General features: G+C 61.1%; 13 protein-coding genes. 10 read left to right on the top strand and 3 right to left on the bottom strand.

What is annotated here, in order from left to right; all coding sequences use genetic code 11:
• Both EOB36_RS15195 and EOB36_RS15200 read left to right on the top strand, forming a co-directional pair.
• Positions 1-920 (top strand): aminotransferase class V-fold PLP-dependent enzyme (locus EOB36_RS15195; RefSeq protein WP_245467805.1); only part of this gene is annotated, 920 nt, incomplete at its 5' end.
• Between the two features lie 21 nt (positions 921-941).
• A complete protein-coding gene (locus EOB36_RS15200) occupies positions 942-1,292 on the top strand; it encodes a cupin domain-containing protein (RefSeq protein ID WP_128285162.1) in 351 nt (116 codons plus the stop codon).
• Between the two features lie 17 nt (positions 1,293-1,309).
• Here the strand turns inward: EOB36_RS15200 and EOB36_RS15205 are convergent, their stop codons facing one another.
• Positions 1,310-2,029 (bottom strand): transporter substrate-binding domain-containing protein, encoded by a 720-nt coding sequence (locus EOB36_RS15205; RefSeq protein ID WP_128285163.1) that lies wholly within the window; start codon positions 2,027-2,029, stop codon positions 1,310-1,312.
• 27 nt (positions 2,030-2,056) lie between these two features.
• Positions 2,057-3,307, bottom strand: a complete 1,251-nt coding sequence (locus EOB36_RS15210) for a cytochrome P450 (RefSeq protein ID WP_128285164.1) — start codon at positions 3,305-3,307, stop codon at positions 2,057-2,059.
• A gap of 281 nt (positions 3,308-3,588) precedes the next feature.
• Here EOB36_RS15210 and EOB36_RS15215 point away from each other — a divergent pair, with 281 nt between their 5' ends.
• The 6 genes from EOB36_RS15215 (at position 3,589) to EOB36_RS15240 (ending at position 12,245) form a co-directional block, all read left to right on the top strand.
• Positions 3,589-4,692: an FAD-dependent oxidoreductase gene (locus EOB36_RS15215; RefSeq protein ID WP_128285165.1), complete on the top strand. Its 1,104-nt coding sequence runs from the start codon at positions 3,589-3,591 to the stop codon at positions 4,690-4,692.
• 337 nt (positions 4,693-5,029) lie between these two features.
• Positions 5,030-5,659 (top strand): ATP-dependent Clp endopeptidase proteolytic subunit ClpP, encoded by a 630-nt coding sequence (gene clpP / locus EOB36_RS15220; protein WP_095485814.1) that lies wholly within the window; start codon positions 5,030-5,032, stop codon positions 5,657-5,659.
• A gap of 294 nt (positions 5,660-5,953) precedes the next feature.
• Entirely contained in the window at positions 5,954-7,228 is a 1,275-nt protein-coding gene (gene clpX / locus EOB36_RS15225) for an ATP-dependent Clp protease ATP-binding subunit ClpX (RefSeq protein WP_095485846.1), read from the top strand.
• A 288-nt stretch (positions 7,229-7,516) separates the two neighbouring features.
• Positions 7,517-9,928: an endopeptidase La gene (lon, locus tag EOB36_RS15230; protein ID WP_095485815.1), complete on the top strand. Its 2,412-nt coding sequence runs from the start codon at positions 7,517-7,519 to the stop codon at positions 9,926-9,928.
• Positions 9,929-10,124: 196 nt separating this feature from the next.
• Positions 10,125-10,397 carry an HU family DNA-binding protein gene (locus EOB36_RS15235; protein WP_006201846.1) on the top strand — a complete coding sequence of 91 codons (273 nt, stop codon included), beginning with the start codon at positions 10,125-10,127 and terminating at the stop codon, positions 10,395-10,397.
• 312 nt (positions 10,398-10,709) lie between these two features.
• Positions 10,710-12,245 carry a glycosyltransferase family 39 protein gene (locus EOB36_RS15240; protein ID WP_164897528.1) on the top strand — a complete coding sequence of 512 codons (1,536 nt, stop codon included), beginning with the start codon at positions 10,710-10,712 and terminating at the stop codon, positions 12,243-12,245.
• Positions 12,246-12,315: 70 nt separating this feature from the next.
• Here EOB36_RS15240 and EOB36_RS15245 read toward each other — a convergent pair whose 3' ends face one another.
• On the bottom strand, positions 12,316-13,335 hold the full coding sequence (locus EOB36_RS15245; RefSeq protein WP_095485817.1) for an aldo/keto reductase: 1,020 nt from the start codon (positions 13,333-13,335) through the stop codon (positions 12,316-12,318).
• A gap of 185 nt (positions 13,336-13,520) precedes the next feature.
• On the opposite strand from EOB36_RS15245, the gene EOB36_RS34390 reads away from it, so the two are divergent.
• A complete protein-coding gene (locus EOB36_RS34390; RefSeq protein ID WP_158302576.1) occupies positions 13,521-13,661 on the top strand; it encodes a hypothetical protein in 141 nt (46 codons plus the stop codon).
• A 6-nt stretch (positions 13,662-13,667) separates the two neighbouring features.
• Entirely contained in the window at positions 13,668-14,411 is a 744-nt protein-coding gene (locus EOB36_RS15250; RefSeq protein WP_127206230.1) for a creatininase family protein, read from the top strand.
• Positions 14,412-14,520: the final 109 nt, after the last annotated feature.

Here is a 14,520-nt window from a genome sequence, read left to right on the forward strand (position 1 = left end):
CCTTCAAGAATTTCGGCTGGCAGGTGCGCTGGGCCGACACCAACGACATATCGACCTTCGAAAGCCAGATCGATGAAAAGACCAAGGCGATCTTCATCGAGAGCCTGGCCAATCCGGGCGGTGTCTTCGTCGATATCGAGAAGATCGGCGACATCGCCCGCAAGCACGGCCTGCCGCTGATCGTCGACAACACGCTGGCCTCGCCCTATCTGGTGCGGCCGATCGAGCATGGCGCCGACATCGTCGTGCATTCGCTGACCAAGTTCATCGGCGGCCATGGCAATTCGATCGGCGGCGCCATTGTCGACGGCGGCACCTTCGACTGGTCGAAATCCGGCAAATATCCGATGCTGTCGGAGCCGCGCCCCGAATATGGCGGCCTCGTCCTGCACGAAACCTTCGGCAACTTCGCTTTCGCCATTGCCGCGCGCGTGCTTGGCCTGCGCGACATGGGTCCGGCGATCTCACCCTTCAATGCGTTCCTGATCCTGACCGGCCTGGAAACCCTGCCGCTCAGGATGCAGCGCCATTGCGACAATGCGGTCACTGTCGCCGCCTGGCTGTCCAACCACCCCAAGGTCGCCTGGGTCTCCTATCCCGGCCTGCCCAGCGACAAGAATAATGCGCTACAGAAAAAATACTCGCCGGTTGGCGCCGGTGCGGTGTTCACCTTCGGCCTGAAGGGCGGCTATGCGGCGGGCATCAAATTCGTGGAGGCGCTCGAACTGTTCTCGCACCTCGCCAATGTCGGCGACACCAAGTCGCTGGTCATCCACCCGGCATCGACCACGCATCGGCAATTGTCGGACGAGCAGAAAGTCACGGCTGGCGCTGGGCCAGATACGGTCAGGCTCTCGGTCGGCATCGAGGATGTCAACGACATCGTCGCCGATCTGGAACAGGCTCTCGCCAAGGTTTGATCCCCACTGGAAGGAGATTCGATGACCGCGCCGAAATTTCTCTCCGTCAATGTCGAAAGTATCGAACCGGAACTTGGCGCGCCGGCGCCGGGTCGCCTGATCTCGGGCGATCCGAAGTTTCGCACCTGGAATGTCGAGGAACGCGACGGCGGGCTCTATGCCGGCATCTGGGAGGCGACGCCGGGCAAATGGCGCATCGAGTATGACGAGTGGGAGTTCTGCCACATCCTGTCGGGCGTTTCAGTGATCGCCGAGGAGGGCGGCGAGGCGCGCACCGTCAGGGCCGGCGACAGCTTCGTGCTCAGGCCGGGTTTTAGAGGAAGCTGGGAAGTGCTTGAAATGACGCGCAAGGAGTATGTGATCAAGCTTTGATCACTTGCATGGCGCTTTCACAAAAGCCGATCGATATCACCGTCGGAAAATCCGTATTCGGCCATCATGTCCCGGTGCCAGGGACTTCCCAGCAAATCGTCCAGGCATGAATCGATGCGCTGGCGCAGGATCGCATTGTCTTTGGCGAGAGCGAAAGCGCCGGCGGCTGGCTGTTTTTCGGCTGCCGGAACGTCGATGACCGCAAGAGGCGCGTTGAAATGCTGAGCCAGATAGCCTCGATGCGCCATGGCGACACTTGCATAGGCGTGCACCGCACCGGCAGCGACAGCATCGGCCGCGCCCGCTTGCGTGGCGAATATTCTTATCCGCTCGGGCGGAACGCCATTTTGCAAAGCCGTCTGATGTTGGACCTGGCCCGATATGACGGCGATCAACGCCGTCTCATCTGCGGCGATGGATCGATAGCCGCTGAATTCGCGCGGATTGCCTTTCGCGACGAGCAACCCGTCCTGCAAGACCCAGATCGGTCGCGTGAAGTCGACGGATTTCTTGCGTTCGTCCGAAACGAACAGACCGGTGGTCATATCCCACTCGCCCTTGGCCAGTCCGGGAAGCAGCTTGGCGAACTCGGTCTCGATGGGCAAAAAGGTCCCTAGCCCCAATATTTCGCAAACCTTCTGTGCGAGCTTGACGTCGCAGCCGAAGACATCTCCGGAAGCGTCGGTGAAGCAGAACGGAGGCTCCTGCAAAAAAGCGAATTTCATCTTTTCAGTCATGCGATCTCAGCCTTAGGTCCGCTGTTCTCAAAAGCGCACGGCGAGCGCTTCCAACCCGTGGAAATGATAGGAGTCGCGGAAGCGCGGCTGTCCGGCGAGATGCAGCCGCGGTAGGCGCTCGAACAGGGTTTTCAGCGACACCTGCAATTCGAGCCGGGCGAGCGGCGCGCCGATGCAGAAATGGATGCCGGCGCCGAACGAGACGTTCTTCTGGTCCGCGCGATCCGGCCTAAAGGCGAGGGGTTCGGCAAAGGCCGCCGGGTCGTGATTGGCCATGCCGAGCAGCAGGCCGATCGTCTCGCCCGGCCGCACGATGACCCCGGGGCCGGCCTCGATCTCTTCATAGGCATAGCGCGTGAACATGTGCAGCGGCGCGTCGAAGCGCAGGCATTCCTCGACGGTCGCGGCGGTAGCTTCCGCAGAAATGAAGAAGCGGCGCGGGTCGCCGCCTTGCGCGAGGATCGAGCGCACCGCATTGCCGGTCTGGTGAACGGTCGCCTCGTGGCCGGCGTTGAGCAGCAGGATGGCCGACGACACCAGTTCGTCCTCTGAGAGTTTTTGGCCATCGTCTTGCGCCGAGATCAGCAGCGACAACAGATCGTCGCCAGGGTTTTTGCGGCGCTCGGCGACATAGCCGCGCAGGAAATCCGAAAAATCCCGCGCGGCGCGATTGGCCGTCTCTTCCGTTTCGCGCGTGCGGCCATGCATATACATGGCGACCATCTGATGCGACCAGTTGAGCAACTGCGGCCCCATCTCGACAGGCACGCCGAGCATTTCGGCAATGATGGTGATCGGCAGTGGCGACGCGAAAGCCGGCAGCAGATCGACCTGGTCCGGTTCGAAACGGTCGATCAGCTCGTTGGCGAGCGCCTCGACGCGCGGCCGAAGCCGCTCGACCTGACGCGAGACGAAGGCGCGGTTGACCAGCGTTCTGAGCCTGGTGTGAACGGGCGGCTCCAGCTCCAGCATTGAATTCGCCTCGATACCGTCGAAGGCGTTGAGATGCGTGCGGTCCTGGCCAATGCCGCTTCTGTCGGGGACGCCGGCCGGGTTCTGGCGGCCGAAGCGGCGGTCGCGCAGCAGCCGGTTGACGTCGTCGAAGCCGCCGAAGCACCAAAAGCCGAACTCTTCCCAGAAGAAGACATTCGATGCGCCATGCATGAAGGCATAGGCCTCATAGGGATTCTGGAAGAAAGCCGGCTCGTGTGGATCGAGCCGCACATGGCGGGTGGCTCGATCGAAGGCCAGGTAGGGAGGCGGCGTCAAGTCGGTCATACCAGACCATTAGCGCATGACCCCGAAAACCGGAATCGGTTTTCGGAAGGATCATGCGCAGATTCAAAGTCTTGGAGCGTCCTTTGCGCGTCGAGCGACGCGCGGCGCTCCAAGGCTTGCCAGCTTGATGCCAGACCGTATGTTGGGCGCCCGATAGTCCGATGCATGTCGCCCAAAAGCCTGCCCTCGGGTTTGACCCGAGGGTGCGCGGCGGTTTTGGGACAACGACATGCACAAAAGCGCGTTGAGCCAGCCGACACGGCTGCGGAAAGACTGACTTGATGAATGTGATCGTGGTTGGTGCAGGCATTGCGGGGCTCTCGACGGCATGGTCGCTGGTCAAGGCCGGGCACCGGGTCTCGATCGTCGAGCAGGGAGCGATTCCCAACCCGCTTGCCGCTTCGGGCGATCATCACCGCATCATCCGCCGCGCTTATGGTGCCGCGGCGGGCTATGGCCGCCTGATCACCGAAGCCTATGAGGCCTGGGACGAGATGTGGGCCGATCTCGGCGAAAACCATCTCGATCCGCGCGGCTTCATCTGCATTTCGCGCGACGAGGGTGATGACGCAGAGCAGATGCGCGACGGGCTGGCGGCCGGCAATTTTCCCTTCGAGATGATCGAGCCGGGCGAGGCCGTTGCGCGCTGGCCGTTCCTCGAGAGCGGAAGTTTTCGCTACGCTTTCTTCTCGTCGGAGGGCGGCGCACTGCATTGCCGCAAGATCGCGGCGGGACTCGCCAATTGGCTGCGGGCCAACGGCGCCAACGTCTATGAAAACAGCAAGGTGACGACGATCGACGCTGAGGCCGGCCACGTCGTGCTTGAAAGCGGCGAGACGATGCAGGCCGACCGCATCGTCATCGCCGCCGGCGCCTGGGTGCTAAAACTGTTTCCGGAACTAGACGGCGAACTGAAGACCTGGCGCACCGCGCTTGCCTATGTCGAGCCGCCGGCGGACCTGAAAGCGGCGTGGCAAGGGGCCCCGGTCATCCTCGATGTCGGCGGTGCTGTCGATGGCTACGTGATCCCGCCCTCCGGCGGCGCCGGCATGAAATTCGGCTCCGGCCTGCACAGGGTGCCGACCAGCGACGCCGACTGGAACCGCCAGCCGGTGGCGGGCGAGGGCGAGGCGATCCGCAACCTGTTTTCGCCGCCGATCGCCCGTATCGAGGAGTATAGGGTGACCGAAGTCGTCACCTGCGCCTACACCTTCACCGCCGACGAGAAGTTCCTGGCGCATGAGAAGGGCAGATGCCTTGTTGTCTCGGCCTGCTCCGGCCACGGCTACAAGTTCGGCGCGGCGGTCGGCCGGCGCGTCGCGGTGACCATCGGCAATGGCGACGTCGCCGGTTTAAAGGCGTGGCTGCGAGCCGAGGTGGTCTGATCATGGCACGCCCCTGTTGAACCTTCAGAGCAAGCTCAACGTTGAATTGTAGGGGAAGCCGTATCGCGGGAAAGCAGTTTCGAGACATTTCGTTAAGCGACGCGGTTAGGAAAGTGCTACGCGGCGGCGCCGCTTCAAGAGCAGCAGAAGGCTGCCGGCGCAGCTTCGGGCGAATCCTGCGCAGAAAGCTTGATTCGACTTAACCGGATGGCTAGGAGAGGCGGCCTTGCGCTAGGGTGAGCCGACATCCTATTTACAGGACAACGATCCAGAACCGATTCTGCCCGACTTGCTAATCTCCCGGCGCCGGAATCCCACCTTTGAAAAGGGATAGTCCATGAAGAACCCCGTCGAAACCTACATGAACCTCGTTCCGATGGTGGTCGAACAGACCAATCGCGGCGAGCGGGCCTACGACATTTTCTCGCGGCTGCTGAAAGAGCGCATCATTTTCATCACCGGCCCGGTCGAGGACGGCATGGCGACGCTGGTCTGCGCGCAGCTCCTGTTCCTCGAAGCGGAGAATCCGAAGAAGGAAATCAACCTCTACATCAATTCGCCTGGCGGCGTCGTCACGTCCGGCATGGCGATCTACGACACCATGCAGTTCATCAAGCCGGCGGTGGCGACGCTGTGCATCGGCCAGGCGGCCTCGATGGGCTCGCTGCTCTTGACCGCAGGCGAGAAGGGCATGCGCTTCGCCACGCCGAACGCCCGCATCATGGTCCACCAGCCTTCCGGAGGCTTCCAGGGCCAGGCTTCCGACATCGAGCGCCACGCCCAGGACATCATCAAGCTGAAGCGTCGTCTCAACGAAGTCTATGTCAAGCACACCGGCAAGAGCTATGACGAAATTGAAAAGACGCTCGACCGCGACCACTTCATGACCGCCGACGAGGCGAAGGATTTCGGCCTCATAGACAAGGTCATTTCGTCGCGCGAGCCGGCTGAGGTTGCCGCCGCATAAGCTTGGTGGCAGCTGGATGGTGGGAAAACACGCTTTTGACGCCGCTTGCGGCATTTCGGCCACAATTGGCTGTTCCCTCGACGGGAGCAATTGCCTACGTTAAGCCTATGTTGATTTTCGACGGCTTAGCTTTGTGCGGGGTTGGTGCGAATCATTGCGACGTTTTCTGATATGTGTTTCGTATGGAATGCGTTGCGGGAGCCGGGACACTGGCGGCGGCGATTTCCCGCGATAGATTTGAATATGCGCCCTTTCAACCAGACCATCGGCGGGCGGCTATGAAAGGACATGAAAATGAGCAAGGTCGGTAGCAACGGCGGTGATTCCAAGAACACGCTTTATTGCTCGTTTTGCGGCAAAAGCCAGCACGAAGTGCGCAAGCTGATCGCCGGCCCGACGGTGTTCATCTGCGACGAATGCGTCGAGCTCTGCATGGACATCATCCGCGAGGAGAACAAGACCTCGATGGTGAAGTCGCGTGAGGGCGTGCCGACCCCGCAGGAGATCCTCAAGGTTCTCGATGACTACGTCATCGGTCAGCCCTACGCCAAGCGCGTGCTGTCGGTGGCCGTCCACAACCACTACAAGCGTCTCGCGCATGCCGGCAAGAACAACGACGTCGAGCTGGCGAAGTCCAACATTTTGCTGATCGGCCCGACCGGTTGCGGCAAGACGCTGCTTGCGCAGACACTGGCCCGCATCATCGACGTTCCCTTCACCATGGCCGATGCGACGACGCTGACTGAGGCCGGCTATGTCGGCGAGGATGTCGAGAACATCATCCTGAAGCTCTTGCAGTCGGCCGACTACAATGTCGAGCGCGCCCAGCGCGGCATCGTCTACATCGACGAGATCGACAAGATCTCGCGCAAGTCGGACAATCCTTCGATCACCCGCGACGTGTCGGGCGAGGGCGTCCAGCAGGCGCTGTTGAAGATCATGGAAGGCACGGTCGCCTCCGTGCCGCCTCAGGGCGGCAGGAAGCATCCGCAGCAGGAGTTCCTGCAGGTCGACACCGCCAACATCCTGTTCATCTGCGGCGGCGCCTTCGCCGGCCTGGACAAGATCATTTCGGATCGCGGCCGCAAGACCTCGATCGGCTTCGGCGCCACGGTCGCTTCGCCCGAGGATCGCCGCACCGGCGACGTTTTCCGCCTGGTCGAGCCTGAGGATCTGTTGAAGTTCGGCCTCATTCCCGAGTTCGTCGGCCGTCTGCCGGTCCTGGCGACGCTGGAGGACCTCGACGAGCCGGCGCTGATCCAGATCCTGACCGAGCCGAAGAACGCGCTCGTCAAGCAGTATCAGCGGCTGTTCGAGATGGAGAATGTCGACCTGACCTTCCATGAGAATGCGCTGTCGGCGATCGCCAAGCGCGCCATCGAGCGCAAGACCGGCGCGCGCGGCCTGCGCTCGATAATGGAAGCGATCCTGCTCGATACGATGTTCGAGCTGCCGGCGCTGGAAGGCGTGCGCGAAGTGGTTATTTCGGAAGAGGTGGTGTCCGGCAACGCCAGGCCGCTCTACATCTATTCCGAGCAGAAGGAAAAGAAGGGCAACGTCAGCGCCTGACGTGAGCCTGCACAATGGAGTTTTTTTGAAACGGCGCCGCGAGGCGCCGTTTTTGCTATTGCGGTCGGGCCGACTTGTGATGAACGGATTGTGACAGATTGGATGAACGGTTTCGTGTTGACCCTTGATCTTTGCCCCCCGTGCCTCCAACTAACTGAGGAAGGCCGGGGTGCCGAATTCTGTGCTGTAAAACTCCCGTCACAAACGGTGGTAGGCGGAACGATCCTCGGTCGTTAATATGAGATTCGCGGTTGGCCGATTGGAAGCCGCGACATGAAAGGTTGGACAATGGCCAAAATATCCAAGGCTCCCAGCGATGGCGTCTTCGCAGTCCTCCCACTGCGCGACATCGTGGTGTTCCCGCACATGATCGTTCCGCTCTTCGTCGGGCGTGAAAAGTCGATCAAGGCGCTGGAAGAGGTGATGGGTCAGGAAAAGCAGATCCTGCTTGCGACCCAGATGAATGCCGCCGACGACGATCCCGAGTCCGATGCGATCTTCGACATCGGCACGCTCGCCAATGTGCTGCAATTGCTGAAGTTGCCGGACGGCACCGTGAAGGTGCTGGTCGAAGGCGCCTCGCGCGCGAAAATCGTTTCGTTCACCGACCGTCCCGACTTCCACGAGGCCCGCGCCGCGGCGCTGGTCGAACCGGAGGAGGAAGAGGTCGAGGTCGAGGCGCTGGCCCGTTCCGTCGTCACCGACTTCGAGAACTACGTCAAGCTGAACAAGAAGATCTCGCCAGAAGTGGTGGGTGCCGCCAGCCAGATCGACGACTATTCCAAGCTCGCCGATACGGTTGCCTCGCATCTTGCCATCAAGATCCCCGAAAAGCAGGAGATGCTGGCCACGCTTTCGGTCAAGGAGCGGCTGGAAAAGGCGATGGGCTTCATGGAAGCCGAAATCTCCGTCCTGCAGGTTGAGAAGCGCATCCGTTCGCGCGTCAAGCGCCAGATGGAGAAGACCCAGCGCGAATACTACCTCAACGAGCAGATGAAGGCGATCCAGAAGGAGCTCGGCGAGGGTGAGGACGGCCGCGACGAGGCCGCCGAGATCGAGGCGCGCATCAAGAAGACCAAGCTCTCCAAGGAGGCCCGCGAAAAGGCGGAGGCCGAACTGAAGAAGCTGCGGACGATGTCGCCGATGTCGGCTGAATCGACCGTCGTGCGCAACTATCTCGACTGGATCCTTTCGATACCGTGGGGCAAGAACTCCAAGGTCAAGCAGGACCTGTCCTTCGCGCAGAATGTGCTCGACACCGACCATTTCGGCCTCGACAAAGTCAAGGACCGCATCGTCGAATATCTCGCCGTGCAGAGCCGCCAGAAGAAGCTGAAGGGACCGATCCTGTGCCTCGTCGGACCTCCCGGCGTTGGCAAGACCTCGCTCGGCAAGTCGATCGCCAAGGCGACCGGCCGCGAGTTCATCCGCATGGCGCTGGGCGGCGTGCGCGATGAGGCCGAAATCCGCGGTCACCGGCGCACCTATATCGGCTCGATGCCCGGCAAGGTCATCCAGTCGATGAAGAAGGCGAAGAAGTCCAACCCGCTCTTCCTGCTCGACGAGATCGACAAGATGGGCCAGGATTTCCGCGGCGATCCGTCATCGGCTTTGCTCGAGGTGCTCGACCCTGAGCAGAACTCGACGTTCATGGACCATTACCTCGAGGTTGAATACGACCTGTCGAGCGTGATGTTCGTGACGACCGCGAACACATTGAACATCCCTGCGCCCTTGATGGACCGCATGGAGATCATCCGTATCGCCGGCTACACCGAGGACGAGAAGATCGAGATCGCCAAGCGCCACCTGATGCCTAAGGTGATCCGCGATCACGCGCTGCAACCGAAGGAGTTTTCCGTCGGCGAGGACGCGATCCGCGGCATCATCCAGACCTACACCCGTGAGGCGGGCGTCAGGAGCCTGGAGCGCGAGCTGATGAAGCTCGGCCGCAAGGCGGTGACCGAGATCCTGAAGACGAAGAAGAAGACGATCGACATCACGGCAGACAATCTTGCCGATTATCTTGGTGTCGCGCGCTTCCGCTTCGGTCAGGTCGAGGCCGACGATCAGGTCGGCGTCGTCACCGGGCTCGCCTGGACGGAAGTCGGCGGCGAGTTGCTGACGATCGAAGGCGTCATGATGCCCGGCAAGGGCCGCATGACGGTGACCGGCAATCTGCGCGACGTGATGAAGGAATCGATCTCGGCGGCGGCCTCCTATGTCCGCTCGCGGGCTATCGATTTCGGCGTCGAGCCGCCGCTGTTCGACAAGCGCGACATCCACGTCCACGTGCCCGAGGGCGCAACGCCCAAGGACGGACCGTCGGCGGGTGTGGCGATGGCGACGGCGATCGTCTCGGTGCTGACCGGCATCCCGGTCAGGGCCGATGTGGCGATGACCGGCGAGATCACGCTGCGCGGCAGGGTGCTGCCGATCGGCGGGCTCAAGGAGAAGCTGCTTGCAGCACTTCGCGGCGGCATCAAGAAGGTGCTGATCCCGGAAGACAACGCCAAGGATCTAGCGGAGATTCCGGACAACGTGAAGAACGGCATGGAGATCATTCCGGTCGCGCGGGTCGGCGAAGTGTTGCGCCATGCGCTGGTGCGTATGCCGGAGCCGATCGAGTGGGTCGAGCCGGTCAATGCGCCGGCTGCGGTGGATGCCGGAGACGACGCCAGCAAGTCGCTGGCTCATTAGATCTTGCTAAAGTTGCAATGCACAAACAGAGAGCCGGGCCTTGAGCCCGGCTTTTTCATGTGAAAAACCCCGGAATTCCGGGGTTTTTTCGATTTTTTTCACGCTTTTCGACTTGGTTGCGGAAGCGCTTCTTTCTAAAGTCCGTTTCCTGCCGGATGAGTCGTACGTTCCGGTTTTCTCATGGAAGGGAATTTTTATGAACAAGAACGAACTGGTGTCCGCTGTCGCCGATGCCGCGAGTATTTCGAAGGGTGACGCGCAGTCGGCGGTTGATGCGGTGTTTTCCGTGATCACCGGCGAACTGAAGAAGGGCGGCGATGTCCGGCTTGTCGGCTTCGGAAATTTCACCGTGTCAAAACGCGCCGCGTCGACCGGCCGCAACCCGCAGACCGGTGCGGAAGTGAAGATTCCGGCGCGCACCGTGCCGAAGTTTTCGGCCGGCAAGGGCCTCAAGGACGCAGTAAACTAAGCGCCTTCTTACCCTTTTCAGAGATCAGAAAAGCCGGGCATGCCCGGCTTTTCTTTTGCGTCCGATTAAAGTGTCGGACCAAAGGTGAATGGTTCCGGAGCCGGCAATGGGAGTATCGCGCCGACGCCTAATGCATGTCGCGCAAAAGTGCGCAGCGGTTTTGCGATAACGATATGCATAGAAACAAGGGTTTAAAGCGCGTCGCATGAATCCGTTCGAACGCGACGCGCTTTGGGGCAACCCGGCCACCAATTGTCCTCTGCTCCCCAGTCGTGTAACGCCGTTCCTCCGGCACGAAGGGACGACCACATCTTGCAGAAGGTAGAAGAACTGATTGATTGGCTTGCCGATGACAAGGTCGGCCGGCTTTATGTCGCGGTGCTCGTCATCGCTCTTTATTTCGCCTTCCAAACCGCGACGCTGTCGCTGCTTGGCCTTTGGGCAGGCAACGGCGTGAACATCGACGATGCCGAGCAACTGATCTATCTGCCGCATCTCGCCGCCGGCTATGGTGGTTCACAGCCACCGCTCTACAACTGGATTGCCTGGACAATAAGCCAAGGGTTCGGGACGAGCATCGTCAGCCTCAAGCTCGTCAGATATGTCCTGCTTTTCGTCGGCTTTGCCGCCAGCCATGCTGCGATGCGCAGGCTTGGCTATAAGCAGGTCACTGCCGCCGCCGCTATGTTCGGACTAATGACGGTGCCGCTGCTATTTTGGGAAGCGCAACACAGCTTGACGCATTCGGTAGCCGCCTTCGCCTTTTGCGCGGTCACGCTGCTCGCCTTCGCCCATCTCGTCCATGTCCGGACGCCGCTGGCCTATGCGAGCTTCGGCCTGGCGGCCGCACTGGCCACGCTCGCCAAGTTCAATGATGTCCTCATGCTGGCAGCGCTGCTCTCGGCGGCGATGACTGTGCGCGCCTATCGACCAGCGCTGGTTTCACCATGGATACTGCTCAGCATGGCGGTCTTCGTGCTTGTTCTGACCCCGACGACAGTTTGGAGCTACTACCATTCGGACGCAATTTTCGCCCGTATATCCAAGTTTGGCATAGCCGATGATGACGACGGAATGATCGGCATCCGCGGCGAGGGGTTGTTCAAAATCATATATGCCACCGCGTCATTCAGCATCGTGACTCTAGTCATCTACGTCCTCGGCTTCGTTTGGAAACGGAGTTTCCCCCGACGGCAGGACGCCTTCAATGCACCGCGGGACAAGTTGCTTGAGCGTGCATTGCTGATAGGCCTTCTTGCTGTGCTGCTGCTGGTGCTGGCAAGCGGTAGCACGTCGTTGCGCAACCGCTGGCTGCTGCCGGTTCTTTTCCTGCTGCCGCTCTATCTTGCCGCACGCATGGAAAAGCTGGGCGAGTTCGGCCGAGAGGTTCAGCGCTTCGTGATCGCCTTGGCTGTCGTTACAGCTCTGCTTGTGACACCGTTCACTTGGTATGCGCAACTGATGGGCGGGGAAGGCAAATCTCGCACCGCAAGGCTGGACTTCAAAGAACTCTATCACGACCTGCGGGCCACCGGGCCGGTGCGCACGATCCTCGGCAATTCCTCTTGGGTCGGAAATTTCCGTCTTGCTGAGGGCGACCTCGTGCTGCTCAATCCCGAAGTTCCGGAGCTGAAAGAGCTACTCCAGGACCCTGCGGTGTTGATGTGGCTGGACGAAAACCGGCCCGATCCGGCATTAGTAGAGATCTTGCGGCAAGCAGACTACGAACTCAGCAGCCAAACCGGCACGCTGATCGGGAAAGAGCTGTTCGGATCCGTGTCGGGCAGGCGCATCTATTTCGCCCGCCTGCACAAGCGCGGTTCGGCAGGCAAAAGCGTCCAAGATTGAATGCAGTCAGGGATTTGCCGCTTGTACCCAAGCGAGGCCGCAGGTGTCGAGCCGATGAAAGCAGGCGGCTTTATGCCGTCGGCGCATCGGCGCGCATCAGCCCTTCCTTCTTGAGGTCGGCCCAGAGTGCCGAAGGCAGCTTCGCGTCGAGCAGCGAGCGGTTGCTTTCGACCTCGCTCGGCCGCTGGCCGCCGGGGATCACCGACACGACCGAAGGGTGCAGCAGCGGAAATTGCAGTGCCGCCTCGATCAGGCGCACGCCGTGGCGTTTGCAGACGGCCTCGATGCGCGTGACGCGGTCGAGAATGTCCTGCGGCGCCTCGGAATAATTGTAGTAGGCGCCGGGCTTCGGTCCGGTTGCCAGGATCCCGGAATTATACGGCCCGCCGAGAACGATGCCGATGCCGCGCTTCTGGCATAGCGGCAGGAAGGATTGCAGCGCTTCCTGCTCCAGCAGCGTATAACGCCCGGCAAGCAGGAAAAGGTCGAAGTCGCCACGTTCGGCAAGTGTCTGGGCAACCGGCCATTCGTTGATGCCGCCGCCGAACGCCCTGATAACGCCCTGGTCGCGCAGGGCCAGCAGCCCGTAATAGCCCGAGCGCATGAACTCCTCGATGCGTTGGTCCGAGGCCTCCTTGCTGCCATGGGTGAAGATGTCGACGTCATGCACGAAAAGGATGTCGATGCGATCGACGCCCAGACGTTCGAGCGACGCTTCGAAGGAGCGCATGACGCCGTCATAGCTGTAGTCGTAGACCTCGCGGCGCGACGGCGTGTCGAAGAATTTGCCGATGCCGGTGCGCTGCTCCGGCGGGCAGGCGCGCATGATGCGGCCGACCTTGGTCGACAGCACATAGTCGTCGCGCTTTTTCGAACGCAGGAACGGATTGAGCCGCGTTTCCGACAGGCCGAGCCCGTAGAGCGGCGCGGTGTCGTAGTAGCGGCAGCCGACCTGCCATGCCGCTTCCAGCGTGGCATTGGCATCGTCGTCGGAGACGACGCGGTAGAGGTTGCCGAGCGGCGCCGTGCCGAAGCCGAGCTCCGTGAAACTGACGCCGTTGCCGATGCGGTCGAAATGCCGTGTCTTCATGTCCTGCTATTTCCTCACCTACGCAATTGCCGTGACACTATCACGCCTGTGGCACTTCAAAAGCACTTCGGGCCGTTGGACACGGAATTTCACGGTGATAGCATGAGCAAAAACAAGCTGTTCGGAGGAAACGTGCCCAATACGTTCAGGCAGGTTTGGGGTCCCGGCAAATTGGTGGAACCGTCATGACCAATGCCGACAAAAACCTGTTCAGAATGGGCGAGGGTAGCGCCGCAAGACTTGCCGATTTCACCTTGCCTGTCCCGGCTCAGAATGGTCAGCGACCAGGGGCGGCGAAGCGCGCCCACCACGCCAACATGGAGTAAGCGCTCATGCGCTACGAGCTGATGCTGCCGCACCAGATCCGCAAGGCGATCGCCGAGAACTGGCCGGTCGTGCTCCCGCTCGGCGTGCTCGAATACCATGGCGAGCACATGGCCGTCGGCATGGACACGCTGGCGGTCGTCAAGATACTGGATCTGTTCGAAAAGGAAGCCGACATCGTCATCCTGCCGCCGTTCTACTACGGCGCGGCGAGCTACGCGGTGGCGGGGCCGGAGGGCAATGGGTCGGTTCAGGTCGGCGGCAGTGTGCTGGCGCCGTTCGGCGAAGAGCTGTTCTATAGTCTGCTGCGCATCGGTTTTCGCAATATCCACGCCATCATCCACCACCAGACCGAGAACTTTGCCGCCGGCATGCCGACCGATCTCGCCTTCAAGACCGCCGGCCGCCAGGCGATCTTTCGCTTTCTCGAGAAGGAGCGCGGCGAGGGCTGGTGGGGCTCCGAGGCGATGGCCGGCTATTATGCCGAACATGCCGAAGGCGCCAATTTCTTCAACTGGGTGCAGGTGCATCCGCTCATGCCGGCGGCGATGAACGGCCAATATCCGTTCGACCATGCCGGCATTGGCGAGACGTCGGTGATGCTGGCGCTGTGCCCGGAAGCGGTGGACGCCAGCCACTTCGCCGACAATACGGGATGGTACACGGCGACTGCCCCTGAGGCCTCGATGGAGCTGGGGCAAAAGGGCGTCGCGATGATCCTCGATCATTTGAGGGCGATGTTGACGGCCTAGCGCGGTTCTTCCTTCTCCCCTTGTGGGAGAAGGTGGCCGAGCGAAGCTCGGTCGGATGAGGGGTGCTGGAAGGATCGCTACCTCGAAGACGTAAGCACTCTAAATTCCT

This window comes from Mesorhizobium sp. M6A.T.Cr.TU.017.01.1.1 (assembly GCF_004023115.1).
In the GTDB taxonomy this organism is placed as follows: domain Bacteria; phylum Pseudomonadota; class Alphaproteobacteria; order Rhizobiales; family Rhizobiaceae; genus Mesorhizobium; species Mesorhizobium mediterraneum.

Coding starts and splice junctions, on each gene's coding strand:
- EOB36_RS15200 (WP_128285162.1), top strand. CDS start 942: ATGACCGCGCCGAAATTTCTCTCCGTCAATGTCGAAAGTATCGAACCG.
- EOB36_RS15205 (WP_128285163.1), bottom strand. CDS start 2,029: ATGACTGAAAAGATGAAATTCGCTTTTTTGCAGGAGCCTCCGTTCTGC.
- EOB36_RS15210 (WP_128285164.1), bottom strand. CDS start 3,307: ATGACCGACTTGACGCCGCCTCCCTACCTGGCCTTCGATCGAGCCACC.
- EOB36_RS15215 (WP_128285165.1), top strand. CDS start 3,589: ATGAATGTGATCGTGGTTGGTGCAGGCATTGCGGGGCTCTCGACGGCA.
- clpP (WP_095485814.1), top strand. CDS start 5,030: ATGAAGAACCCCGTCGAAACCTACATGAACCTCGTTCCGATGGTGGTC.
- clpX (WP_095485846.1), top strand. CDS start 5,954: ATGAGCAAGGTCGGTAGCAACGGCGGTGATTCCAAGAACACGCTTTAT.
- lon (WP_095485815.1), top strand. CDS start 7,517: ATGGCCAAAATATCCAAGGCTCCCAGCGATGGCGTCTTCGCAGTCCTC.
- EOB36_RS15235 (WP_006201846.1), top strand. CDS start 10,125: ATGAACAAGAACGAACTGGTGTCCGCTGTCGCCGATGCCGCGAGTATT.
- EOB36_RS15245 (WP_095485817.1), bottom strand. CDS start 13,335: ATGAAGACACGGCATTTCGACCGCATCGGCAACGGCGTCAGTTTCACG.
- EOB36_RS34390 (WP_158302576.1), top strand. CDS start 13,521: ATGACCAATGCCGACAAAAACCTGTTCAGAATGGGCGAGGGTAGCGCC.
- EOB36_RS15250 (WP_127206230.1), top strand. CDS start 13,668: ATGCGCTACGAGCTGATGCTGCCGCACCAGATCCGCAAGGCGATCGCC.